This is a genomic window from Nocardioides epinepheli (assembly GCF_037936805.1).
GTDB lineage: Bacteria > Actinomycetota > Actinomycetes > Propionibacteriales > Nocardioidaceae > Nocardioides.
On the sequence record NZ_JBBMMC010000018.1, the window covers coordinates 1 to 23529 of the forward strand.

Genomic DNA, 23529 nt, shown 5'->3' on the forward strand with positions numbered 1-23529 from the left:
ACACACCGAACACGCGGAAAGGCCCTCTACCCACCCCGCCACGCCGAGCTGTCACCAACCTCCCTACCCACAACAGCTGGCGCTCGCTTGCTCAACCTCCGGCGGTGGCTGGCGCTCGCTTGCTCAACCTCCGGCCAGCCCGAGTCCTCGGAGGTTGAGCAAGCCGGGTGGGCGAGGAACGAGCCCGGCCGGCGCCGACGAAACCTCGGGACCGTCCTCGGAAACGCTGGCAGCGACGGTCGCCGGGGTTTCGTCAGCGCTCGCTGGCGCTCGCTTGCTCAACCTCCGGCGGCGAGGGAGGTCCAGCTCGACAGGTCGAGACCCCAGTCGCGGGCGAGGCGGTCGGCCTGGGGTTGGTAGAGGGTGCGGAGGGTGTCGCGCAGGCCGGGGGTCCAGTCCCAGTCGGCACGCGAGCTCGAGCTCGACTCCTCCTCCACGTCGTGCAGCGGTACCGGATCGAGGCCGAGCAGCCTCCACAGTCGGTCGAGGGTGGCCTGGGGGTCCTCGCGGACCTGCTCGAACACCAGCACCTGCATCCGCTCCCGGCCTACCGCGGCCGCCCACATGTCGAGCTGGTCGGCGTAGCAGCCGGTCCAGGTCTGCACGGTGATCGGCACCGGATAGGGCCACGACCTGCCCCGCGTGGCGGCCAGCCGCATCGCGGAGCGGAAGCGCTCCACGGGGTCGCGCAGCACGACGAGCACGGGCACCTCGGGCAGCAGCCGGGCCGCGGCCGCCGGTGTCGAGGCGTGGCGCAGGTACTGAGGCGTCCACTCGCCGCGGCGGACGCCGTCGGCGGGGAACAGGTCGAGGTACTCCACCTGCGGCACCAGGCCGTCGCCGACCTTGTGGAGCAGGTGCTGCTCCTTCTTGCCATTGGTACCCAGCCCGACCCCCGGATGCTGGACCAGCAGGTCGGTCAGCCAGGTGGTGCCGCTGCGCTGCGCGCCGATCCCGAGCCATGACGGGCCAGCAGGCGCGCGCCGGGGACGGGGGAATCTCACGCGGGCGAGCGTAGTCGGTGCGATAACGACTGGACGCAGGCATTAGGTTCGGCCGCATGAGTGGTCTCGATCCGAGCTTCACCGCCCTGCCCTATCGCAGCCTGGGGGACGCCGCCCTGGCGCGCGCCCGCGAGCTCGGCGTGAGCCACGCCGACTTCCGCTTCGAGCGGGTCCGCTACCAGAACCTCGCGGTGCGCGACGGCGTCCTCCAGGACGCCAGCGACAGCGAGGACCTCGGCTTCGCCGTGCGGGTGGTCCATCGCGGCTCGTGGGGATTCGCCTCCGGCGTCGTCCTCACCACCGACGAGGCGGTCCGGGTCGCCGAGGCCGCCGTGGCGGTGGCCGAGGTCGCGGCCGCGATGACCAGCCGGCCGGTCGAGCTGGCGGCCGAGCCGGTCTACGACGACGTCACCTGGATCAGCGCCTACGACCTCAACCCCCTCGAGGTGCCGGTGGCCGACAAGGCCGCGGTGCTCATCGACTGGACCGAGCGGCTGCGGGCCGGCGCCGCCGTCGACCACGCCTCGGCGTTCCTCGCCCAGGTGCAGGAGAACAAGTACTACGCCGACCTGGCGGGCACTCGCACGACCCAGCAACGCGTCCGGATGATGCCCGGCTTCGAGGCGATGGGGGCAGGTGCCGACACGTTCGACTCGATGGCGAGCATCGCTCCCCCGGTCGGGCGTGGCTGGGAGTACGTCGCCGGCGACGCCGCCCAGGGGGCCTGGGACTGGGACGCCGAGCTGGCCGAGGTACCGGAGCTGCTGGCAGAGAAGCTCAAGGCGCCGAGCGTCGAGGCGGGCACCTACGACCTGGTGATCCACCCGAGCAACCTGTGGCTCACGATCCACGAGTCGATCGGCCACGCCACCGAGCTCGACCGCGCGCTCGGCTACGAGGCGAACTACGCCGGGACGTCGTTCGCCACCACCGACCAGCTCGGCGTGCTGCAGTACGGCTCCGCGGTGATGAACGTGACCGGCGATCGCACCATCCCCCACGGCCTGGCCACGATCGGCTACGACGACGAGGGCGTGAAGACCCAGGAGTGGGACATCGTCGACGACGGCGTCCTGGTCGGCTACCAGCTCGACCGGCCGATGGGCGTGATGCTGCCCGAGCTCAACCCCGGACCCGACGGCGCCGGCCGCTCCAACGGCTGCGCCTATGCCGACTCCCCCGGCCACATCCCGATCCAGCGGATGGCCAACGTGTCGCTCCAACCCGATCCGAGCCCGGACGCACCGAGCACCGACGACCTCATCGGCCGGGTCGAGCGCGGCCTGTACGTCGTCGGCGACAAGTCGTGGTCGATCGACATGCAGCGCTTCAACTTCCAGTTCACCGGGCAGCGGTTCTACGCCATCAAGGACGGCGAGCTGTCCGGCCAGGTCCGCGACGTCGCCTACCAGGCGACGACCACCGAGTTCTGGAACTCCATGGAGGCCGTCGGCAGTCGAGACACCTGGGTGCTCGGCGGCGCTTTCAACTGCGGCAAGGCCCAGCCCGGGCAGGTCGCGGCCGTCAGCCACGGCTGCCCGACGTCCCTGTTCCGCGACATCCGGATCCTCAACACCCTCGAGGAGGGCGGCCAGTGAGTCAGGTCAATCCGCAGAGTCTGGTCGAGCAGGCCCTGGTCACCTCGACCGCCGACGACTGCATCGTGATCGTGCGCGACCACACCAGCGCCAACCTGCGCTGGGCCAACAACACCCTCACCACCAACGGGGTGATGCACGGCGTCGACGTCACGGTCATCTCCTTCGTCGGCGCGGCGTTCGCCTCGGTCAGCGGCAGCGCGACCACCCAGGCCCAGGTGGCCGAGCTGGTGACCGCCGCCGACACCGCCGCCCGTGCCGCCTCGCCCGCGGAGGACGCGAACCCGCTTATCGACGACGTCGCGGCCAGCCCGGACTGGGACGACGCGCCGGTCGCCACCGACATCCACGTCTACGACTCCTTCGCCCCCGCGCTCGGTGAGGCGTTCGGGATCGCCGAGGGCGCCGGCCGCGTGCTCTACGGGTTCGTCAGCCACGAGATCACCACGACCTATCTCGGCTCCACCACCGGGCTTCGGCTGCGGCACGTGCAGCCCACGGGGCACTACGGATGCACCGGCAAGACCCGTGCCGCCGACGGCTCGCTCACCGAGAGCGCCTGGGTGGGTGGCGCGACCCGCGACTTCGCCGACGTCGACGCGCTGGCCATGGAGTCGGAGGTGGCGCGCCGACTCGCGTGGGGGGCGCGGCGCATCGACCTGCCGGCCGGACGCTACGACACGATCCTGCCGCCCACGGCGGTGGCCGACCTGATGATCGATGCCTACTGGTACGCCGGCGCGCGCGACGCGTGGGAGGGTCAGTCGGTCTACAGCAAGCGGCCCAGCGGCACCCGCATCGGCGAGCGGCTCGCCAACCCGGGCGTCAACCTCTACAGCGACCCGAGCTACGACCGGCTCCAGTGCGCGCCGTTCAACGTCGCGGGCTCCTCGGGCGACACCTCGTCGGTCTTCGACAACGGGATGCCGCTGGGGCGCACCGACTGGATCCGCGACGGCGTCCTGACCAGCCTGCTGCAGACCCGGCATTCGGCGGCGATGACCTCGCAGCCGGTGACGCCGGCGATCGACAACCTGATCTTGAGCATCGACGGTGCGACCGGCTCGATCGACGACCTGGTCGCGGGCACCGAGCGCGGACTGCTGCTCACCTGCCTGTGGTACATCCGCGAGGTCGACCCGCAGTCGCTGCTGCTCACCGGCCTGACCCGCGACGGCGTCTACCTGGTGGAGAACGGCGAGATCACCGGCTCGGTGAACAACTTCCGCTTCAACGAGAGCCCGGTCGACCTGCTGCGTCGCTTCACCCACGCCTCGGCCACCGTGCCGAGCTTCAGCCGGGAGTGGGGCGACGACTACTTCTCCCGCACGGCCACGCCCGCGCTGCGGGTGCCCGACTTCAACATGTCGAGCGTGTCGCAGGCGACCTAGTCCGGGTCCTGGTCCAGCTCCTCCCACACAGCGGCCGCCTCGGACTCCAGCTGTGCGGCTCGGGCCTCCTCGCGCGCATGGAGGACGCCGTAGGTGAACGCGCTCTCACCGGCGGCACTGGCCTCCGCGGCGAGGCGACGCAGCTCGGCGCGGGTGAGCGCGGTGTCCTGGCGCTCGCCGAGCAGCTGGGTCAGCCGCTTCGCGTCGCGACGCAGCGCCTTCGCGTCCCGGTCACCGAGCGGCTTGAGGGTCTCACCGGCGTAGCGCAGCCGCTTGGCTGCCTTGCGGACGTCGTGCCGTGCCGCATCGAGGCGGGACCCCGGCCCTTCGGCGGCCTCGATCTCCGCCGCAGCGACGACCCGGGCGCGCAGCCGGTCGCGGTCTCGGTGGAGGCGACGCAGCAGCACCCGTCCGGCGGGGCGCTCGGCCTTCGCGGTCCACGGCGGATCGGCGGCGAGCTGCTCGAGCCTGGCCAGGAGACGGAGATAGCGCGGCGAGTCCAGGACCTCGAGAGCCGCGGTAGCGGTGGCACGCCGTCCCTCGGCGCGGGCCCGGGTGAGCCGGCGGCGTACCGGCCCGTGCACCTGGTCGGCCGGCAACCGGTCGACCAGGCCTGGCAGGCGCTCCTGCGCCACCTCGACGTCCCTGCTCGCTCCGAGGGAGCGCGCCACCCAGCGCAGCTCGGCGCGGATCGGGTCGGTGACAGCGCGGTCGAACAGCGGGCGGAAGGTCACCAGCGCACCTCGGAGGCGTCGGCACACGACCCGGAGCCGGTGGACGCCGTCGGGTGCACCGCGACGCGCATCGAAGTCCGCGCGCAGCAGCGCGTCGAGCTGGTCCTGCAGTCGCCGGTGCAGGACTCGCGAGGCCGGGCGCATCGGCCCGAGCCTGCCGGGTGACGGCACCGCGCCGAGCCGGTCGGCGAGCACGCTGCCGACCTTGCGCTGTTCGGCGCGCGGCTCGATGCCGTGCTCGGCGAGGAGCCGGTCGACGTCGTCGAGGAACTCCGGTGCGGCACCGACGAGCTCGACCTCCACCTCCCGCCACCTGCGCCACCCGGCGTCTCCCGCACTGCCCTCCGCGGCGTCGGGCGGCGGCAGCACCCGGCCTGCGACCCGGTCATCGGCCACCTCGGCCACCACGACGCCGTCGGCGTCGCGAAGGTCGAAGGTGGTGCGCTCGGTCTCGATCTCGGCGACCGGACGCAGTTCGCGGCCGCGCGACCATCCCCGCACCTGCCGCGCCAGCCCGACCGGGACGACGTCGTCGCGCTTCCCGAGCCGGTGATGCACCTCCACGCGACCGATCGCGGCGGGCACCTTCAGATGCCAGCCCTCGTCGGGCCCGCCCGTGCGGCGTCTCAGGCTGACCCCGTGGCGCACGAGTGCGAGGTCGTCGGTGTCGAAGTAGCGGGCTACCAGCACCGTCGTCCGCGGCGGCCCGATCGTGACGACGCCCGGCACCGCCGACAGGTCGGGAAGCTCCTCGCCGACCTCGATCGCATAGGCCCGCTCGACCTCCAGGTGTGCGCTCACCCGACACTTCTAGCGGATCCGGGCGTCTGCGTGAAGTGGGACGGGCGTCGGCAGGCTCGCATGTTACTGACCGTCGTCACCTCTGACCTGCGCTTACAAGAGCAGGTCAGAGGTAACAACGGTCAGTAACATGCCAGACCGGCCGGCTACGGCCCGAGCGGTGCCGGCGGCCCACCCGGGATCGGCGCGGCGGGATCGTAGGGCGTGCGGGTGTAGACGAACGTGGCGCACTCCAGGTGGGTGGGGTGCACGTGCAGGGTCTCGCCGCGGTGGTAGCCAGAGGCGCCGGCCAGGGCTCCGTCCGGTCGCAGCTCGAACGTCGAGCCGATCGATCCGTCCTGCATCGAGCGGGTCTCGATCCGGCCGTTGTGCCAGCGCAGCTCGGTGGCCGAATTGCCCCAGAACCACACGCCGAGAAGGTCCTCCACCGCTGCGGGCACCGAGGCGCTCGGGACCCAGGCAGGGACGGCGTCGGGCTCGGGCCCGCGCAGGAGAGCCGACGGCGCGCCGTCGGTGTCGAGGCCGGTGGTGGCGTTGGCGAGCACGATCGCGCCGGCGCCGGTGGCCGGAGCGACGAAGAGACTGGCGAGGAAGCCGGGCATCGAGCCGGTATGGCCGACGAGCCGGACGCCGTCCAGATCGAGGACGCGCAGCCCGAGGCCGTAGGACGGGTCGAGCCTCGGGGTCCCCATCTCGGCCAGGGTCTCGGCGGAGAGGACGTCGGGGCGCCGTCCGGCGAGGAAGCCGGCCCACAGCGCGAGGTCGGCGATCGTGCTCCACGCCTGCCCGGCGGGCGCCATCGCGCCGGTGTCGGTGTGCGGCTCCTGGACCAGGCGGCCGGTGAAGTGCTCGACGCTGTGGCCCTGCGCGTGGGCGCCCGCGGGCGGCCCGTAGGTGGTGTGCGCCATGCCCAGCGGGTCCAGCAGGCGGTCCTCGACGACGTCCCACCAGGAGGCGCCGCGCAGCCGCGCGACCAGCTCGCCCAGCCAGCCGTAGCCGAGGTTGGAGTAGTGGTAGAACTCGCCGACGCCGGCCACGGCGCGGGTGCCGTCGTTCTTGGCCGCCAGTGCGGCGAAGTCGCCTCCCTGGGTGCGCTCCCACCAGGGGCCGCCCGGCTCGCTCTGCAGGCCACCGGTGTGGCCGAGGAGATCGGCGATGCTCACCTCGGCGTACCCGATGCCCGGCAGATGCCGGCCGACCGGGTCGGACAGCGCCAGGGCGCCCTCGTCGCGCAGCTGCAGCACCAGGGCCGCGGTGAGGGTCTTGGTGATCGACCCGATGCGGTAAGCGGTGGCGGGGTCCGCGCCGATGCCGGCGGCCTCGGCCAGGACGCCGTCGCGCAGGGTGCCGCCGACCACCGACGGCAGCCGGCCGGTCGCCTGGAGCCGGCCGAGGCGGGTCTCGAGGCTCACTCGGCGAAGGCCTCCGGCGGCGGGCAGGCGCAGACCAGGTTGCGGTCGCCGTAGGCCTGGTCGACGCGGGCGACCGGCGGCCAGTACTTGTCAGGGTCGATACCGGCGGGGAAGACGGCCAGCTCGCGGGAGTAGCCCCGGTCCCAGTCGCCCACCAGAGACCGCGAGGTGTGCGGGGCGCCGCGCAGCGGTGAGTCCTCCGCTGCCCACTCCCCCGCCGCGACCCGGTCGATCTCGGCTCGGATCGCGATCATCGCCTCGCAGAACCGGTCGATCTCGGCCAGGTCCTCGGACTCGGTGGGCTCGACCATCAAGGTGCCGGCCACCGGGAACGACATCGTCGGTGCGTGGAAGCCGTAGTCGATGAGCCGCTTGGCGACGTCGTCGACGCTCACGCCGGTCTGCTTGGTGAGCTCGCGGACGTCGAGGATGCACTCGTGGGCGACCAGGCCGCCGTGGCCCTTGTAGAGAACCGGGAAGTGCTCGCCGAGACGGTGGGCGATGTAGTTGGCGGCCAGGACGGCGTTCACCGTGGCGCGGGTCAGGCCGGTGGCACCCATCAGCCGGATGTAGGCCCAGGTGATCGGCAGGATCCCGGCGGAGCCGTACGGCGCCGCGCTGATCGGGCCGATGCCGTCGCGCTTGGCGTCGTCGGGGTGCATGGCGTGGGAGGGCAGGTACGGCGCGAGGTGCTCGCGCACCGCCACCGGACCGACTCCCGGGCCGCCGCCGCCGTGCGGGATGCAGAAGGTCTTGTGGAGGTTCAGGTGTGAGACGTCGCCGCCGAACTCGCCCGGCTTGGCGAAGCCGAGCAGCGCGTTGAGGTTCGCGCCGTCGACGTAGACCTGTCCGCCATGCTCGTGGACCAGGTCGCACAGGCGCCCGATGGTGTCCTCGTAGGCGCCGTGGGTGGAGGGGTAGGTGACCATGATCGCCGCGAGCGTGGCGGCGTGCTCCTCGCACTTGGCCTCGAGGTCGGCGAGGTCGATCGCGCCGTCGTCGGCGGCCTTCACGACCACGACCCGCATGCCGGCCATCACCGCCGAGGCGGCGTTGGTGCCGTGGGCCGAGCTCGGGATCAGGCACACGTCGCGCTGGTCGTCGCCGTTGGCGCGGTGGTAGGCGCGGATCGCGAGCAGCCCGGCGAGCTCGCCCTGGGAGCCGGCGTTCGGCTGGATCGAGACCCGGTCGTAGCCGGTGACCTCGGCCAGCCAGCCTTCGAGCTCCTCCACCAGGCGGCGGTAGCCGGCGGCGTCTGCGGCGGGCGCGAAGGGGTGCAGGTCGGCGAAGCCGGGCAGCGAGATCGGCTCCATCTCGGTGGTGGCGTTCAGCTTCATGGTGCACGAGCCGAGCGGGATCATCCCTCGGTCGAGGGCGTAGTCGCGGGCCGAGAGCCGGCGCAGGTAGCGCAGCATCTGGGTCTCGCTGTGGTGGGTGCGGAAGACCTCGTGGGTGAGGAAGTCGGTGGTGCGGCGCAGGTCGACGGGCAGCGCGTCGCCGGTGGCCTGGTCGAGCGCCTCCAGGTCGACCTCGGCGGTGGCGATGCCGAACGCCTTGAGGACGGCCTCCACGGTCGAGCGGGTGGTCAGCTCCGAGGTGGAGATGCCGACCGTCTCGGCGTCGACCAGCCGCAGCTGGAGGCCCAGCGCGCGAGCCGACTCCACGACGTCTGCAGCGCCGGCGACGGGAACGGTGAGGGTGTCGAAGAACTGCTCATGGCGCGGCGGGAACCCGGCCGCGGTCAGTGCCTGGGCCAGGACGGCGGCGTACCGGTGGGTGCGCGTCGCGATCGCGCGGAGCCCGTCGGGGCCGTGGTAGACGGCGTACATCGAGGCGACGACGGCCAGCAGGACCTGGGCGGTGCAGATGTTGGAGGTCGCCTTGTCGCGGCGGATGTGCTGCTCGCGGGTCTGCAGCGCGAGCCGGTAGGCGGGGCGCCCCTCGGCGTCGACGCTCACCCCGACCAGCCGGCCGGGAAGGTGGCGCTCGAGGCCGGCGGCGACCGACATGTACCCGGCGTGCGGGCCGCCGTAGAACAGCGGGACGCCGAAGCGCTGGCTGGAGCCGACCACGACGTCGGCGCCCAGCGTTCCGGGGGCCTCCAGCACGGTCAGGGCGAGCAGGTCGGCGGCCACCACGGCCAGCGCATTGCGCTCGTGCGCGGCCTCGATGATCGGTCGCGGGTCGAGGATCCGGCCCGAGGCACCGGGGTACTGCACCAGAACGCCGCACAGCTCGCCGTCGGGGAGGTCGGCGGGGAGCCCGTCGGCGAGATCGGCGACCACGACGTCGATGCCCATCGCCTCGGCGCGGGTGCGGACGACGTCGATCGTCTGCGGGAGGGCGTCGGAGTCCACGACGAACGGCCCGGATGCCTTGCGGTTGGCCCGGCGCACCAGCGTCATCGCCTCGGCGACCGCGGTGCCCTCGTCGAGCAGGCTCGCGTTGGCGGTGGGCAGACCGGTGAGGTCGCCGATGACGGTCTGGAAGTTCAGCAGCGCCTCGAGCCGGCCCTGGCTGATCTCGGGCTGGTAGGGCGTGTAGGCGGTGTACCAGCTGGGGTCCTCCAGCACGTTGCGCCGGATCACCGGCGGGGTGATCGTGGCGTGGTAGCCCAGCCCGATCATCGCCTCACCGGGCCGGTTCGAGGCCGCGATCTTGCGCAGCTCGCGCGCGGCGGCGTCCTCCGACAACGGCGCCGGGAGGTCGAGCGGGGCGGTGATCCGGATGCTGTCGGGCAGCGCGGCGTACATGAGGTCGTCGAGCGAGTCGTAGCCGAGCGCGGCCAGCATCGTGTCGACGTCGTCGGCGCTCAGGCCGAGGTGCCGCTCGGCGAAGGGGCCGGCGGCGTCGAGTTCGGCCAGGCTGGGGTGGTCGGACACGGGGGCTCCTGATCGTTGGAGATGACCTCGGGGGTCGATCGAACCGGTCGAGTGGTGCCCTCCCCCTCTGTCGCACCTCGGCCGGGGCCCGGTGCTCCACAGGTGCCTGCTCCACGCGGTCCTGGTGCCTGAGAGGTTCCGGGGAGGAATTGCCCCTTCGGCGCCGCGCCCGTCCGCCGAGGTGCGTCGAGGATCGGGCGAAGTCTCTCCCGCGCGGGATCGACAGCACCCTCAATCTACCAACCCCGTCCGTCCGAGCCGAGTCGGCGCAGCTAGACCCCGAGGCAGCGCGGATCGGGCGGGAAATGACGTCCGCCCCGCGGCCTTCGAGCAGCCACGAGGCGGACGGACAATCGGGAGGCGCCCGGACGGCGGGAGCCAGGCTGGCCGGGTCAGCCGATCTTGCGGGCCTGACGACGCGCGGCGAGCTCGTCGTTGGCCGAGGGCGCCGCAGCGGCGGGCTCGTCGGCGCGCTCGCTGGGGAGCTCGGCCAGGGTGCCCTCGATCTCGCGCCACACACCGCCGATGGCGATGCCGAAGACGCCCTGACCTCCCTGGAGCAGGTCGATGACCTCGTCGTTGGAGGTGCACTCATAGACCGAGGCACCGTCGCTCATCAGCGTGACCTGGGTGAGGTCGTCGGTGCCGCGCTCGCGCAGGTGGGAGACCGCGGTGCGGATCTGCTGCAGGGAGATCCCGGCGTCGAGCAGGCGCTTGATGACCTTGAGGATCAAGATGTCGCGGAAGGAGTAGAGCCGCTGCGAGCCCGAACCCTTGGCGCCGCGCACGGTGGGCTCGATGAGGCCGGTCCGCGCCCAGTAGTCGAGCTGGCGGTAGGTGATGCCGGCGGCGTTGCAGGCGGTCGGACCGCGGTAGCCCAGATCGCTGGGGAGCGGCGAGACGTCGTCGGTGAACAGCAGCCCTTGCTCCTCGGCCGCCTCGCGCGCCATCTCGGAGGCCGGGTCGGCGGCCGGATCGCTCCCGGGTCGGGGGTTCTGCTCGTTCACACGGTCCTCCGCAGGTCTACTTCGCAGTCTGCAACTCGAGGGAAGGATGCCGTGCTGACACCGATGGAGTTACAACGAAGACACTTCAAGGTACGGCGGTCGGCGCGGCCGGTCAAAGAACCACACGGCGTGTCGCAACCCTCAATCTCTACCTGAGGCTCACCCGGCCCCTGACTCTCATCCTCGACTTGAGGCTCACTGGCCGGCCTCGAAGTCCTCCGGCGTGACGTGGTCGAGGAACTCGCGGAACTTCTCCACCTCGTCCTCCTGCTCGGCCGGAACGGCCAAGCCGGCCTCGTCGAGCACCGCCTCGGCGCAGACGATCTTCGTGCCGGTGCGCAGGGCCAGGGCGATGGAGTCGGAGGGACGGGCACTGACCTCGACCCCGGACCCGAAGACCAAGGTGGCGTAGAAGACGCCGTCTTGGACGTCGGTGATCTGCACCTCGGTCAGGTCGTTGCCGGTGGCCTCGAGCACATCCTTGAACAGGTCGTGGGTCAGCGGCCGGGGCGGCACGACGCCCTGCTGGGCGAAGGCGATCGCGGTGGCCTCGACCGCGCCGATCCAGATCGGCAGGTACCGCTCGCCCGACACCTCGCGGAGCAGGACGATCGGTTGGTTTGCGGGCATCTCGACCCGGACACCCATGACATCGACCTCACGCACGCGACAACCCTACGCTCCCGGCGAGCACTCGTCAGGACCGGCCGAGTCCCGCCTTGACCAAAGTCGCGTGCAGGCGCACCGAGAGGGCCGCGATCTCGTTGACGGTCTCGTCGGCGCGGGCGCGCGCGGCGGCGTCGCGAGCTCCGCGAATGGGTGCCACGACCTGTTCGACCATCCCGACCTCACGGTCGGCTGCGGCCCGGAAGGCCCGCAGGTGGCGCGGCTCGAGGCCGAACGCGGCCAGCTCGTGAGCGGTCTTGGCGATGACGAGGGCGTCGGTGTCGTAGTGCTGGGTGCCGGTGCGGGGCGCGACGAGGCCGTACTCCTCGAGCTCCTCGAGCATCGCCTCGTCGATCTCGGCGACCTTGATCAGCTCGCGTCGGGACAGCCGCAGCTGGTCGCGGCGGGCGAAGGACTCGGCGGCCGGCATGCCGTCGCCGCTGAGCGCGACCGTGGGAACGGTGGGGACCGTCGGCTCGATCGGCGGCGGCTCCAGGCCGCGGTCGATGGCGTCGAGGTGCTCGCCGATCACCTTCAGCGGCAGGTAGTGGTCGCGTTGCATCGTCAGCACGTAGCGCAGCCGCTCGACGTCGGCCGGGGCGAACTTGCGGTACCCCGACGCGGTGCGTTCGGGCTTGATCAGCCCCTTGTCCTCCAGGAACCTGATCTTCGGGATCGTGATGGACGCGAAGTCCGGGCGCAGCAGATCCAGCACCTGGCCGATGGTGAGTCGCTCGGCGCCTTGGGAGGCGCCTGGATCTTCGGCGGGGGTGCTCCCCGAGAGTGCGCTCGGCATGACCACCTTTCTGTGCTTTCTGTGCGTGTCGTCGCGGACGGTTCAGCCTGCGGTGCCCGAGAGGCCGGGGTCAGGATGCCTCGTGGCCGGAGAAGAAGACGAGCCGGTACTTGCCGATCTGGACTTCGTCGCCGTCTTGGAGGAGCACCTTCTCTATCCGGTCGCGGTTGACGTAGGTGCCGTTGAGGCTGCCTGCGTCGGCGACGGTGAAGGAGTCACCGGAGCGCTCGAAGTGGGCATGCCGGCGCGACACGGTGACGTCGTCGAGGAAGATCTCGCTGTCGGGATGCCGACCGGCCTGCACCTCGTCGGCGTCGAGGAGGAACCGGCTGCCTGCCCCCGGGCCCTTCTGGACCACGAGCAGCGCGTGTCCGAGGGGCAGTGCGTCGACGGCGGCGGCGTCGACCGGGTTCAGCGCGCGGTCGGAGGTCTCGGACTTGTCGGTGCCCACCCCGATCTGGATGGTGGCCGTGGACTCCCCGACCGGGTCTGCCGGGTCCGCCGGGTCGGGCGTCGGCAGTGCCGGATCGAGCGCGAGCAGACGGGTGCCGCACTGGGCGCAGAACCGGGCGTCGTCCGGGTTCTGCCGGCCGCAGTTCGTACAGAACGGCATCGAGTGTTTCCTTCGTTCGTGGTCCCTGAACCCTCAACGCCACGCTGAGGTTGACGGTTCACTCGAACGTACCAGTTGGACCCGAGACGCGAGACCTCATCACCTACTTCGGTCCACCGACCGCGCGGGCGTCTCAGGCCTCCAGCGTCGCGACGTAGGCATCCACCTCGAGCAGGCCGCCCATGTCGTCGAGGTCGGCCGGCACCACCTCGAAGAGCCAGCCCTCGCCGTAGGGGTCGTTGTTGACCAGCTCGGGGGTGGCGTCGAGCGCCTCGTTGCGGGCCACGACCTCGCCCGCGAGCGGGGCGTAGAGGTCGCTGACCGACTTGGTCGACTCCAACTCGCCGCAGGTGCTGCCGGCCTCCACCCGCTCGCCGACCTCCGGAAGTGACACGTAGACGATGTCGCCGAGGGCGTCTTGGGCGTAGTCGGTGATGCCGATGCGCACCGACCCCTCGTGGGCACCGGGGCTACGCACCCACTCGTGCTCAGCGGTGTACTTCAGATCCTCGGGATACACAGAGCCCCTCCTGGCTGAACTGGCTGAACCGGCTGCGACTCCTCGACGACCTGCCAGGAGCGCCCAAGCAGGCTAGCGCCTCCCCATCGACGGGGGTAAGCACGCCCTAGGGAATCACTGATCGATGTGGGTGGATGCCAGCGTCGTCCGGGTGGTGGCCTGGCAAGGCGCCGGCGCGCAGGCAGACAGGTCGTCTTTCAAGCGTCCGGCAACGCCGCCAGGGTGTCGCCCGGGCGGCGCTGGCGCCGTCCCGGCATTGATCAGTGGTTCCCTAGATCAGTCCGGTTCGGCGTACTTCGGATCGACGGGCTCGCGGACAGCGTCGATGTCGAGCGAGCCGAGCTCCTCCACCGCCACCTCTCCCCCGTCCTTGCGGATCGCATCCCCGGGCCCCAGCGCGAATCGGATCGCGCCGGCCAGCGTGCTGGAGTCACCGATCGCATCGATCACGTAGGGCGGCTCGACCAGGGTGTCGTCGACCTCGATCCCACCCACACCCTCCTGGAAGGAGGACTGCGCGACGATCCGCACCTCGCCGTTGATCTGGATCGCCTCGGCGCCGACCGAGCGCAGCTCCTGGATCACGTCGAGCATGCTCGAGACCTTCACGGTCCCGTCGACCTCGGTGATGGTGATCCGCACGCCAGGACCCGTGACCGGCACCAGGCCGGCCAGCACCTGCAGGCTGTCGACCTCCGTTCGGGCCCGGTCGAGAGCGGCCTGGCGCTGGGTGGTGGTCGACTGGAGCGCCTCACGATCCTGGGTGAGGCGGTCGATCTCCTCGCGCGTGCGCTGGGTCGTCCCCGCGAGACCGTTGAGGATGTCGATCAGGTCCTGCTCGCGCAGTCCCGCGTAGGTGGAGTCCTGCTCGGTGGTGCGGATCTGGGTGACTGCCGCGAAGCCGACCAGGGCGAGCAGGACGGCGACGATGAGCTGCGTCCGCGAGACGGTGAGCAGGGATCGGCGCAGCCGCTCGCGGCCGGTGATGCGCGGGGTGAGCACCGGCGCCGGCTCCGGCGGCAGCTCCCCGCCGGGCCGGTCGTTCTCCGGCGGCGTCTCGGGCGCCTGCTCGCGCCGTCCCTCGTGGTCGTCGCTCATCGGCTCACGCATGGAAGAGGTGGCGCCGGATGGCGGCGACGTTGGAGAAGATCCGGATGCCGAGGACGACGATGACGCCGGTCGAGAGCTGCCCACCGACGCCGAGGCGGTCGCCGAGGTAGGTGATCCCGGCTGCGATGACCACGTTGCTGACGAACGAGACCACGAACACCTTGTCGTCGAAGATCCCGTCGAGGTAGGCCCGCAACCCTCCGAAGACGGCGTCCAGGGCGGCCACGACCGCGATCGGGAGGTAGGGCTCGAGGCCGATGGGCACCTCGGGCCGGAAGATGAGGCCGAGGACCACGCCGACGAGCAGGCCGAGGGCGGCGATCATGGTTGGGTCTCTCCCGGTGAGTCGTCGAACGGTCTGCCCTGACCGCCGGGCTGGCGGACCGACCGGAGGTTCCGGACGGCAGCCGGAGCTGCGGGCAGGGATAGGTCCTGCACATTGTCGTCCACGTCGTAGGTGAATCCGTACACCTGGGAGGTGGAAACGAAGGTCAGTCCGGTGGTGGTGTCGAAGAGGCGGGCCGCCAGCACGCGCGTGTCCCCGATCGCCTCGACGGTGTAGGGCGAGTTCACACCCACGCCGTTGATCCGGATCGCCACGCCGCTGGTGCGGATCGCACTGACCGCGGTCAGCCGCTGGCCGTTGATCGCGATCGCCTCCGCTCCGGACTCCCACAGGCCGTTGACCAACAAGCCGAGGTCGCGGTCCTTGACCTCGCCGTCCTCGCCGCCGCCGACCGAGTCCTTCACCGTGATCCGGATCCCCTCGCCCTTCACCGCGATGAAGCCGGTGCGGATCTCGAGCCGTCGAAGGGCCACCTCGATGGTCTGGCTGTCATCGGCCAGGCCGCTCGCCGCGTCCTCGAGGCCGGCGTTCTCCTTGCGCAGATCGGCGACCTGCTCCTCCTGAGCGGCCACCCGGTCGCGTCGGGCCTCGATCCGTGAGATGAGGCTCTCGCGGCTGGCGTCCTGGACCGGGGCGTTGCGGGTGGTCTGGACGAAGGCGGTCGCGACCAGGAGACCGAAGACGCCGATCACGACGGCGGCCGTGCGCGGCGGCCGCCCCTTCGGCGGACGCGGGCCGCCGGCCGCCTTGCGCTCGGCGGCGTGCTGATAGTCCTCGTCGAGCGACTGCTGGGTGATGAGGGTGAGCAGCGGCAGCCGCACGCGCTCGGAGACCGGCGTCGAGGCTCCGGCCGTCTCGCGGTACTCCTCCCGGTCAGGCATGTCCGGCAGGCCGCCGCTCGGTCGTCTGAAGCAGTCGGTGGACCTGCCAGGCGTAGAGCAGGCCGACCCACCAGTACAGCCCGATCCCCCAGATCGCGAACGCCCAGCCGAACACCTCGGCAAGAGTGGCGATCGTGCCGTTGCCGTCGCCGAGCAGGAGCAGCGGGAAGGCGTAGAGCAGGTTGAAGGTGGCGGCCTTGCCCAGGAAGTGCACCGGCAGCGCGCTGTAGCCACGGGTGCGCAGCAGCGGTACGAGGCCCCACATCAACAGATCACGCAGCGGCAGCAGGATCGCCATCCACCACGGGATGATGTCGCGGAGTGCCAGGCCGACCACCACGGCGAGGATGTAGAGCCGGTCAGCCACCGGATCGAGGATCTGCCCGAGCACCGACTGCTGGTCCAGCCTGCGCGCCAACCAGCCGTCGAGATAGTCGGTGACGCCGGAGACCATCAGCACCGCGAGGGCCCAGGCGTCCTCCTCGGGGACCAGGACGAGCCACAGGAACAGGGGGATGCCGAGCAGCCGCAGCGCGCTGAGGGCGTTGGGAATCGTCCACACGAGCGCGCGCGGCTCGTCGGTCCCCGCCGTCTTGCCCGCCACGGCACCAACCCTAACGGCGGGTAGGTCCGTCCCTGCCGGAGGTTGAGCAAGCGAGCGACAGCGAGCGCCGACGAAACCCCGGCAACCCCGACCCGCCCGCCGCCGGAGGTTGAGCAAGCGAGCCCCAGCGAGCGCCGACGAAACCCCGGCAACCCCGACCCGCCCACCGCCGGAGGTTGAGCAAGCGAGCCCCAGCGAGCGCCGACGAAACCCCGGCAACCGTCCCACCCAACGTCCCCGAGGACGCTCACCGGATCTCGACGCGCCGGTTCACGCGCTTCGCGGGCTCAGCGCGTGACGGCTTGCTCGATCACCATCGATCGCGACCTCGCTTCGCTCGGCTGCGATCAGGCGTCCTCGAGGTGGGCGGCGTCGCGGATCTCGCCGACGAGCTCCTCGATCACGTCCTCGAGGGTGGCCACGCCGAGGACCCGACCGCTGGAGTCGACGACCCGGGCCATGTGGGCGCCACGGCGCTGCAGACCCTCCAGGGCCTCGTGCAGGGGCGAGTCGTCGACGACGGTGCCCAGCGGACGGATCCGCTTGTTGTCGATGGGCGCCTCGCGACGATCCTCGTCGGTCTCCAAGACGTCCTTGAGGTGGACGTAGCCGGTCAGGTCGCCGTCGGCGTCGGCGACCGGGAACCGGCTGAACCCGGTGCTGGCGCACAGGGCCTCGACGTCGGCGGGGGTCGCGCCGGGGCCGAGGGTCGTGAGGGTCTCGGTGGGGAGGCAGACCAGGTCGACCGACTTCTCGGTGAAGCCGAGGGCTCCGGCGAGTCGGTCGTACTCGTCGTCGGCGATCAGGCCCTCGCCGCGCGACTCCTCGACCAGGGCGGCGACCTCCTCGCGGGTGTAGGTGGAGCTCACCTCGTCCTTGGGCTCGACCCGCATCAGTCGCAGGACGGCGTTGGCCACCGCGTTGAGCGCCACGATGAGGGGGCGGAGGACGGTGACGACACCGACCAGGATCGGGCCGAGGATCAGCGCCGAGCGCTCGGGGCCGGCGATCGCGATGTTCTTCGGCACCATCTCGCCCAGGACGACGTGGGCCGAGACCACGATGATCAACGCGATCGTGAACGCGACCGGGTGGACGAAGCCGGTCGGGACGCCGGCCTTCTCGAACAGTGGCTCGATCAGATGGGCGAGCGCAGGCTCTCCGACGGCACCGAGCCCGACCGAGCAGATGGTGATGCCCAGCTGGGCCCCCGCCATCATCAAGGAGACGTGCTCCATGGCGTGCAGCGTCGTGCGGGCCATCCGCGACCCGGCCTGGGCGCGCGGCTCGATCTGGCTGCGCCGGGCCGAGATCAGGGCGAACTCGGCGCCGACGAAGAAGGCGTTGAAGCCGAGCAGGAGCACGGCGACGAACAGGGCGGTGTAGTCGCTCACTTCGCACCACCCTCCGTCGGGACCGATGAGGCGTGGGCGCCGGAGTGCTCTTCCTCGGAGTCCAGGGGGACGTCGTAGAGCCGCAGCGCCACGCGGTCGATGCGCAGGCCGTCCATCCGCTCCACGGTGAGCACTGCCAGCCGCTCGCGCGGGGCGCCGTTCTGGGCCGCCTCGCTGCGGTCGGGTACCGGGACCTCCGCGACGTCGTCGACGACGGGGATCCGGCCGAGCACCTGGAGCACCAGACCGGCGATGGTGTCGTAGTCCTCGCTCTCGGGGAGCTCGACGCCGGTGAGGTCCTCGACCTCGTCGGGGCGAAGCAGCCCGGACAGCGACCACGAGCCGTCGCGACGCTCGCGGCCGCGGCTGCCCAGGCGGTCGTGCTCGTCGGAGATGTCGCCCACGATCTCCTCGATGACGTCCTCGAGGGTGACGATGCCGGCGTGCCCGCCGTACTCGTCGAGGACCACGGCGAGCTGGAAGCCGTCGGCCTTCAGCAGCGCCATGAGGGGGTCGAGCCGCAGCGAGTCGGGAACGACGATGGGACGCACCATGAGGTGCTTGACCTTGGTGGTGGCCCGCTCGTGCAGCGGCAGCGCGACGGCGTTCTTCACGTGCACGGTGCCGACCACGTCGTCGCCGTCCAGCACCGGGAATCGGGAGTGCCCCGTGGCCCGGGCGAGGTCGATGACGGCGCTGGCCCGGTCGTTGACGTCGAGGGAGTGGGTCCGCACGCGAGGGGTCATGATCTCGCCGGCGGTGCGGGTGCCGAACTCCACCGAGCGCTCCATCAGCTCGGCGGTGTCGGCGTCGAGGGTGCCCTCGTCGGCCGACCTCTGGATGAGGGAGGCGAGCTCGGTGGAGCTGCGCGCGGATCGCAGCTCCTCCTGCGGCTCGATGCCGAGACGGCGCACGATCGCGTTCGCGGAGCCGTTGAGGACCTTGATCGGGCCACGCATGAACGCGGTGAAGGCTCGCATCGGCAGCTGGGTTGCGCGCGAGGTCGCCATCGGCAGGGCGATCGCGAGGTTCTTCGGCACCAGCTCCCCGAACAGCATGGTGAGCACCGTGCTGACCACGAAGCCGATCGCCACGGCCACCGGACGCAGGCCGCCGTCGGGGACGCCGACGGCCTCGAGCGGGCCGCGGATCAGCTCCGAGATCGCCGGCTCGGCGAGATAGCCGATGCCGAGGTTGGTCACGGTGATGCCGACCTGGGCACCGGAGAGCTGGGTCGAGAGCGAGCGCAGCGCCGACTGCACGCCGCGGGCCTTCGCGTCACCCTCGGCGGCAGCCCGGTCGACCGCGCCGCGGTCGACGGTGACGAAGGCGAACTCCGCCGCGACGAACAGGCCGCAGGCGGCGATCAGCAGGAGCGCGACGCCGAGCAGGATCCAGGGGGTCATCGGTGAGCCCCCCGCTGGATCACGCGCGGGGCACTGCTGCCCATCGGGCCGAGGGGGCCGGGACGATCAGCGCGGGCGCTGGACTGACAGGGTGACTCGGTACTTTGAGAGCCGTCCATCGGGCGGTTCGTGATCCTTCGGGTCGTGGTCAGGAGGCGCCAGTCTAGAGCCTGGGCAAAGGCCGGCGCACGTCGTCGCGTGGGCGGCCGCCGCCGAGCCTGTCGCTGACCTGGCGCTCGTCGAGGACGCGGTACGGCGCGGCCGAGGTCGTCGCGCTGCGTTGGAGTGCCTCCAGTGGCACCCGCTCCCCCGCGACCAGCAGGAGATTGCCGGGCCGTCGACCGCGCAGGGTCGCCGGCTCCGCGCTCACCGCGATGCTCGCGTGTGCAGCACGCAGCCCGGCGACGACGTCGCGGGCCAGTCCGAACGGAGCGCGGTCGGCCAGGTTGTAGAGCACGACGCCATCGGCGGTGAGCACGCGCGCCAGGTCGGCCAGGAACGACGCCGTCGCGAGCTCGGCCGGCACCTCGCCGTCGGTGTAGGCATCGACGACCACCACGTCGGCGTAGTCGGCGTGCAGCGACGCGACGCCGGCGCGGCCGTCGACCGGTCGGATCCGGATCCCGCTGCGTGGGGGAAGCGGCAGGGCCGTCCGCACCAGATCGGTGAGCTCCTCGTCGGGCTCGAGCACGATCTGGCGCGAGCGGGGCCGGGTGGCCGCGACGTAGCGGGGCAGGGTCAGGCCGGCGCCGCCGACGTGCACCGCCCGCAGCGGCTCCCCCGGCGTGCCGAGGGCATCGAGGACGTCGCCCATTCGCCGCACGTAGTCGAAGCTCAGCCGGGTCGGGTCGTCGGGGAAGACCAACGACTGGTCGCGACCGTCGACCTGCACCAAGAACCCGCCCGGTGCGCCCGAGGAGTCGCTCGGAAGGACCGCACGCTGGATCACCGCCCCCATCATGCCGGGAACGATGTCAGGGTGTCGGGCATGACGGCGTACTGGATGAGCTCCTATCTCGAGGTCCGCGACGAGGACCGCATGCGGGCCTACGCGGCGCTGGCCGGTCCGGCGCTCGTGGCGGCCGGCGGTCGCTTCCTGGCCCGGTCCACCGCCGAGGCCGCCTACGAGGCCGGGCGGCTCGCGCGGTGCGTGCTGATCGAGTTCCCCAGCGTCGAGGCGGCCGTCGCGGCCCACGAGAGCGCGGCCTACCAGGAGGCGCTGGCTGCTCTCGGGGACGGCGCCGTCCGCGACCTGCGGATCGTGCCCGGGGTGGAGGCCACGGCGTGACCGGTGCGTTCGGCGAGAGCGAGATCCTCAGCGCCCGGCGCGACGGCGCCGTCTCGATCCTGACGCTGCGCCGTCCCGAGCGCCGCAACGCCCTCGACCTCGCGCTGTGCCGGGCGATCCCCATCGCCGCTGCCGAGGAGGTCGAGGCAGGCGCCCGGGTGCTGGTGGTGACCGGTGAGGGAACCTCCTTCTGCGCCGGTGCCGACCTGAACGGGGTCTACGGCGAGGAGTTCCTCGAGGCGCTCTACGGCATGCTGCACGGTCCGCGCGGGCTCACCTCGTTGCCCGTTCCGGTCATCGCCGCCGTCAACGGTCCCGCCATCGGCGGCGGGACCCAGCTGGCGATGGCCTGCGACCTGCGCGTGGCCGACCAGGGTGCGCGCTTCGGCGTCCCGACACCGCGCAATGCGATGGCCGTCGACGCCTGGACGATCCGCACCCTCGCCTCCCTCGCCGGCGGTGGCGCCGCGCGCCGGATGCTCATCGCCGCCGAGACCCTCGACGTCGACGCCGCGCTGGCCTGCGGGCTCGCCGACCGCAGCGGCACCCTGTCCGACGCGATCGCCTGGGCCCACGAGCTCGCCACGCTGGCCCCGCTCTCGATCGCCCACAACAAGGCGGTCCTCAACGGCGCCGACGACGCCACCGCCGAGGCCGGCTTCGCGGCCTGCTGGGCCAGTGACGACGTCCGCGAGAGCGGCGCGGCGCGCGCCGAACGCCGCGCGCCGGTGTTCACCGGGCGCTGAACACCAGACTCGGTGGGCAGGGCGAGTTGCCGGGGTTTCGTCGGCGCTCGCTTGCGCTCGCTTGCTCAACCTCCGGCCTCGGAGGTTGAGCAAGCTGGAGGGCGAGGAACGAGCCCGACAGCGCCGACGAAACCTCCCAACCAACCTCGGGAACGCGGGCAGCGACGGTCGCCGGGGTTCCGCGTCGGTGCTGGACACTCCCGCCTGGAGCGAGCAAGGTGGAGCGGAGCCGTCTCGGGCTCAGGTCTCAGGAGGAATCTGTTGGGTATCAACCTCTCCCGTCGTCATTTCATACTCACCTCGGGGGTCGCCGCCGCGACCGCCCCGCTCGTCGGCGGGCTCACCGCCGAGACGTCGCGGGCCGAGGCGCCGAGCCGGGTGCGGGTCGACACGCACCCCGCCTTCGAGCGTGCCGGGCGCGCCTACGGCGTGCCACCGGCGCTGCTCGCGGCGCTGAGTCATGCCCAGACGCGCTGGCAGCACCATGACGGGCGGCCCAGCTCCGCTCTCGGCTACGGGCCCATGCACCTGGTCGACGGCGCGGCTGCCGCGCAGGCGCGCGCCCGCATCGGCAAGGACGACTTCCCGGGTGTCCTGGACACCCTCGGTGACGCCGCCCGCGCCTCGGGCATCGGCGCCGACGCGATCCGGACCGACCCCACCGCCAACGTCCGCGCGGCGGCCGCCCTGCTCGCGCGCCGCCAGCGCCAGGCCGGACGACCCGTCGGCGTCCACACCGACCCGGCGACCTGGTTCGGCACCGTCGCCGCCGTGAGCGGCCTGGCCACCGCCGCCGGACAGCTCGACGTCGCCGACAGCACGATGGCCACGCTGCGCGAGGGCGGCGACGTCCGGCTCGCGGACGGCTCCCTGCTGCATCTTCCCGCCAGGCGCGCCACGATCGTGCCCGCGCGCCAGCGCGAGCCGCTGCAACGGCGCGCGGTGCGGTCGCGACGCCTGCGCCAGGGCCAGCAGGGCACCGAGTCCCCGCGCGGCCTCGACGTCGAGTGGATCCCCGCGCCGTACGAGCAGTACGGCCCGAACCCGGGCGACTACGGCAACCACGACCTGGCCTTCCGGCCGCGCTCCCCCGAGATCACCCACATCGTGATCCACAACACCGAGGGCTACTGGGAAGGCGTGCTCGACCTGGTCCAGGACCCGACCTACGTGTCGTGGCAGTACTCGCTGCGCTCGGCCGACGGGCACATCGCCCAACACGTCCTGGCCAAGGACGTCGCGTGGCATGCCGGCAACTGGTACATCAACATGCACTCGATCGGCCTCGAGCACGAGGGCTTCGCGGCCCAGGGCGCACCCTGGTACTCCGAGGCGATGTACCGCTCCTCGGCGAAGCTGGTGCGCTACCTGGCCCAGCGCCACGACATCCCGCTCGACCGCGCCCACATCATCGGTCACGACCAGGTGCCCGGCACCACGACCGCGACGATCCCCGGCATGCACTGGGACCCGGGCCCGTTCTGGGACTGGGAGCACTACTTCGACCTGCTCCGGGCGCCCCTGACCCGCGGCACCAACCGGCGCCCGGTGCGCCGGGGCGACATCGTCCGGATCCTGCCGGGGTTCGCCGGCAATGTGCAGCCCGTCACCGGGTGCGAGACCGCCGGCGACTCCTGCGGCGGCCCACGCGACACCAACTTCGTGACCCTGCGCGTGTCCGCGTCCGACGACGCGGCGCTGGTCAACGACCTCGGCCTGCACCAGAAGGGGCAACCGGCCACCACCGAGGTCGCCGACATCAGTGCTCGGGCCACCGCCGGCACCGAGTACGTCGTCGCCGACGTGCAAGGTGACTGGACCGCGATCTACTTCGTGGGCACCGTCGGCTGGTTCCGCAACCCGCGTCGGCGCCCGACCGCGCGCGTGGTGACCCGGCCGGCTGGTCGGGTGCGGGCCAAGCGCGGCACCGTCGCGAAGGTCTACGGCCGCGCGTATCCGGAAGCCTCGGCCTATGCCGACCCGGCCGACGTCCAGGCGATCTCGCCCCTGCCGTACACGATCGCCGAGGACCAGTCCTACGCCATCGGCGACCTCGACCCGGTCACCGACTACTACAAGGCCAAGACGTTCTCCCTCGACACCCCCGGCGACCACATCAACACCGTGGGCAAGGACAGGTACGTCCAGATCTACCTGGGCCACCGGGTCGGCTACGTGCGCCGGGCCGAGGTCGACGTCCTGCGCTGAGATCTGTCGTCCTGGACCCCGCGATCCGGGATAGTCCCGGGCGATCGGGTTGCTCTGAGCCACGCGAAGCAACCGTTTCGCCCGGGACTATCCCGGCCAATGCCCCGCCCCCTTCGGGTGAG

General features: G+C 71.7%; 21 protein-coding genes and 1 riboswitch. Of the genes, 5 read left to right on the plus strand and 16 right to left on the minus strand.

Annotated features, from left to right (window positions below; genetic code table 11):
• Nucleotides 1-278: 278 nt before the first annotated feature.
• On the minus strand, nt 279-1004 hold the full coding sequence (locus WMR31_RS19690; RefSeq protein WP_340540600.1) for a sulfotransferase family protein: 726 nt from the start codon (nt 1002-1004) through the stop codon (nt 279-281).
• 56 nt (nt 1005-1060) lie between these two features.
• Between WMR31_RS19690 and WMR31_RS19695 the strand changes: the two genes are divergently transcribed.
• Together WMR31_RS19695 and WMR31_RS19700 are read left to right on the plus strand one after the other, a co-directional pair.
• Entirely contained in the window at nt 1061-2602 is a 1542-nt protein-coding gene (locus WMR31_RS19695; RefSeq protein ID WP_340540601.1) for a TldD/PmbA family protein, read from the plus strand.
• The gene (locus WMR31_RS19700) at nt 2599-3993 is read left to right on the plus strand and encodes a metallopeptidase TldD-related protein (protein ID WP_340540602.1); all 1395 of its coding nucleotides are present in this window, start codon (nt 2599-2601) and stop codon (nt 3991-3993) included. Before WMR31_RS19695 ends, WMR31_RS19700 begins: the two co-directional genes overlap by 4 nt.
• Here the strand turns inward: WMR31_RS19700 and WMR31_RS19705 are convergent.
• The 15 genes from WMR31_RS19705 to WMR31_RS19775 form a co-directional block, all read right to left on the minus strand.
• Nucleotides 3990-5528, minus strand: a complete 1539-nt coding sequence (locus tag WMR31_RS19705) for a CYTH and CHAD domain-containing protein (RefSeq protein WP_340540603.1) — start codon at nt 5526-5528, stop codon at nt 3990-3992. The genes WMR31_RS19700 and WMR31_RS19705 overlap by 4 nt on opposite strands.
• Nucleotides 5529-5674: 146 nt before the next feature.
• Nucleotides 5675-6940 carry a serine hydrolase domain-containing protein gene (locus WMR31_RS19710; protein ID WP_340540604.1) on the minus strand — a complete coding sequence of 422 codons (1266 nt, stop codon included), beginning with the start codon at nt 6938-6940 and terminating at the stop codon, nt 5675-5677.
• Nucleotides 6937-9822, minus strand: coding sequence for an aminomethyl-transferring glycine dehydrogenase (gcvP, locus tag WMR31_RS19715; RefSeq protein ID WP_340540605.1), 2886 nt, complete (start codon nt 9820-9822; stop codon nt 6937-6939). The genes WMR31_RS19710 and gcvP overlap by 4 nt, the downstream gene beginning before the upstream one ends.
• Nucleotides 9823-9928: 106 nt before the next feature.
• Nucleotides 9929-10044: riboswitch (glycine riboswitch) on the minus strand.
• Nucleotides 10045-10214: 170 nt separating this feature from the next.
• Nucleotides 10215-10772 (minus strand): MerR family transcriptional regulator, encoded by a 558-nt coding sequence (locus WMR31_RS19720; RefSeq protein ID WP_340540671.1) that lies wholly within the window; start codon nt 10770-10772, stop codon nt 10215-10217.
• A gap of 252 nt (nt 10773-11024) precedes the next feature.
• On the minus strand, nt 11025-11495 hold the full coding sequence (locus WMR31_RS19725) for a bifunctional nuclease family protein (RefSeq protein WP_340540606.1): 471 nt from the start codon (nt 11493-11495) through the stop codon (nt 11025-11027).
• Nucleotides 11496-11526: 31 nt separating this feature from the next.
• On the minus strand, nt 11527-12291 hold the full coding sequence (gene ftsR / locus WMR31_RS19730) for a transcriptional regulator FtsR (protein WP_340540607.1): 765 nt from the start codon (nt 12289-12291) through the stop codon (nt 11527-11529).
• Nucleotides 12292-12361: 70 nt separating this feature from the next.
• Entirely contained in the window at nt 12362-12904 is a 543-nt protein-coding gene (locus WMR31_RS19735) for a zinc-ribbon and FHA domain-containing protein (RefSeq protein WP_340540608.1), read from the minus strand.
• A gap of 133 nt (nt 12905-13037) precedes the next feature.
• A complete protein-coding gene (gene gcvH / locus WMR31_RS19740) occupies nt 13038-13424 on the minus strand; it encodes a glycine cleavage system protein GcvH (RefSeq protein WP_340540609.1) in 387 nt (128 codons plus the stop codon).
• A gap of 276 nt (nt 13425-13700) precedes the next feature.
• The gene (locus WMR31_RS19745; protein WP_340540610.1) at nt 13701-14522 is read right to left on the minus strand and encodes a DUF881 domain-containing protein; all 822 of its coding nucleotides are present in this window, start codon (nt 14520-14522) and stop codon (nt 13701-13703) included.
• Between the two features lie 4 nt (nt 14523-14526).
• Nucleotides 14527-14859 (minus strand): small basic family protein, encoded by a 333-nt coding sequence (locus WMR31_RS19750; RefSeq protein WP_340540611.1) that lies wholly within the window; start codon nt 14857-14859, stop codon nt 14527-14529.
• Nucleotides 14856-15761 carry a DUF881 domain-containing protein gene (locus tag WMR31_RS19755; protein ID WP_340540612.1) on the minus strand — a complete coding sequence of 302 codons (906 nt, stop codon included), beginning with the start codon at nt 15759-15761 and terminating at the stop codon, nt 14856-14858. The genes WMR31_RS19750 and WMR31_RS19755 overlap by 4 nt, the downstream gene beginning before the upstream one ends.
• A complete protein-coding gene (gene clsA / locus WMR31_RS19760; RefSeq protein ID WP_340540613.1) occupies nt 15754-16365 on the minus strand; it encodes a cardiolipin synthase ClsA in 612 nt (203 codons plus the stop codon). Before clsA ends, WMR31_RS19755 begins: the two co-directional genes overlap by 8 nt.
• Nucleotides 16366-16712: 347 nt before the next feature.
• The gene (locus tag WMR31_RS19765) at nt 16713-17759 is read right to left on the minus strand and encodes a hemolysin family protein (protein ID WP_340540614.1); all 1047 of its coding nucleotides are present in this window, start codon (nt 17757-17759) and stop codon (nt 16713-16715) included.
• On the minus strand, nt 17756-19165 hold the full coding sequence (locus tag WMR31_RS19770) for a hemolysin family protein (protein WP_340540615.1): 1410 nt from the start codon (nt 19163-19165) through the stop codon (nt 17756-17758). Before WMR31_RS19770 ends, WMR31_RS19765 begins: the two co-directional genes overlap by 4 nt.
• Nucleotides 19166-19328: 163 nt before the next feature.
• Nucleotides 19329-20114 carry a spermidine synthase gene (locus tag WMR31_RS19775; RefSeq protein WP_340540616.1) on the minus strand — a complete coding sequence of 262 codons (786 nt, stop codon included), beginning with the start codon at nt 20112-20114 and terminating at the stop codon, nt 19329-19331.
• Between the two features lie 39 nt (nt 20115-20153).
• Between WMR31_RS19775 and WMR31_RS19780 the strand changes: the two genes are divergently transcribed.
• The 3 genes from WMR31_RS19780 (at nt 20154) to WMR31_RS19790 (ending at nt 23407) form a co-directional block, all read left to right on the plus strand.
• Nucleotides 20154-20453: a DUF1330 domain-containing protein gene (locus WMR31_RS19780; protein ID WP_340540617.1), complete on the plus strand. Its 300-nt coding sequence runs from the start codon at nt 20154-20156 to the stop codon at nt 20451-20453.
• Nucleotides 20450-21199 carry an enoyl-CoA hydratase gene (locus WMR31_RS19785; RefSeq protein WP_340540618.1) on the plus strand — a complete coding sequence of 250 codons (750 nt, stop codon included), beginning with the start codon at nt 20450-20452 and terminating at the stop codon, nt 21197-21199. Before WMR31_RS19780 ends, WMR31_RS19785 begins: the two co-directional genes overlap by 4 nt.
• A 261-nt stretch (nt 21200-21460) precedes the next feature.
• Nucleotides 21461-23407, plus strand: coding sequence for an N-acetylmuramoyl-L-alanine amidase (locus tag WMR31_RS19790; protein ID WP_340540619.1), 1947 nt, complete (start codon nt 21461-21463; stop codon nt 23405-23407).
• Nucleotides 23408-23529 lie beyond the last annotated feature (122 nt).

What these genes read in the sequence shown, in the direction of transcription:
- WMR31_RS19780 (WP_340540617.1), top strand. Translation starts at nt 20,154, where the DNA reads ATGACGGCGTACTGGATGAGCTCCTATCTCGAGGTCCGCGACGAGGAC.
- WMR31_RS19745 (WP_340540610.1), bottom strand. Translation starts at nt 14,522, where the DNA reads ATGAGCGACGACCACGAGGGACGGCGCGAGCAGGCGCCCGAGACGCCG.
- WMR31_RS19750 (WP_340540611.1), bottom strand. Translation starts at nt 14,859, where the DNA reads ATGATCGCCGCCCTCGGCCTGCTCGTCGGCGTGGTCCTCGGCCTCATC.
- ftsR (WP_340540607.1), bottom strand. Translation starts at nt 12,291, where the DNA reads ATGCCGAGCGCACTCTCGGGGAGCACCCCCGCCGAAGATCCAGGCGCC.
- WMR31_RS19770 (WP_340540615.1), bottom strand. Translation starts at nt 19,165, where the DNA reads ATGACCCCCTGGATCCTGCTCGGCGTCGCGCTCCTGCTGATCGCCGCC.
- WMR31_RS19735 (WP_340540608.1), bottom strand. Translation starts at nt 12,904, where the DNA reads ATGCCGTTCTGTACGAACTGCGGCCGGCAGAACCCGGACGACGCCCGG.
- WMR31_RS19720 (WP_340540671.1), bottom strand. Translation starts at nt 10,772, where the DNA reads ATGGCGCGCGAGGCGGCCGAGGAGCAAGGGCTGCTGTTCACCGACGAC.
- WMR31_RS19695 (WP_340540601.1), top strand. Translation starts at nt 1,061, where the DNA reads ATGAGTGGTCTCGATCCGAGCTTCACCGCCCTGCCCTATCGCAGCCTG.
- WMR31_RS19755 (WP_340540612.1), bottom strand. Translation starts at nt 15,761, where the DNA reads ATGCCTGACCGGGAGGAGTACCGCGAGACGGCCGGAGCCTCGACGCCG.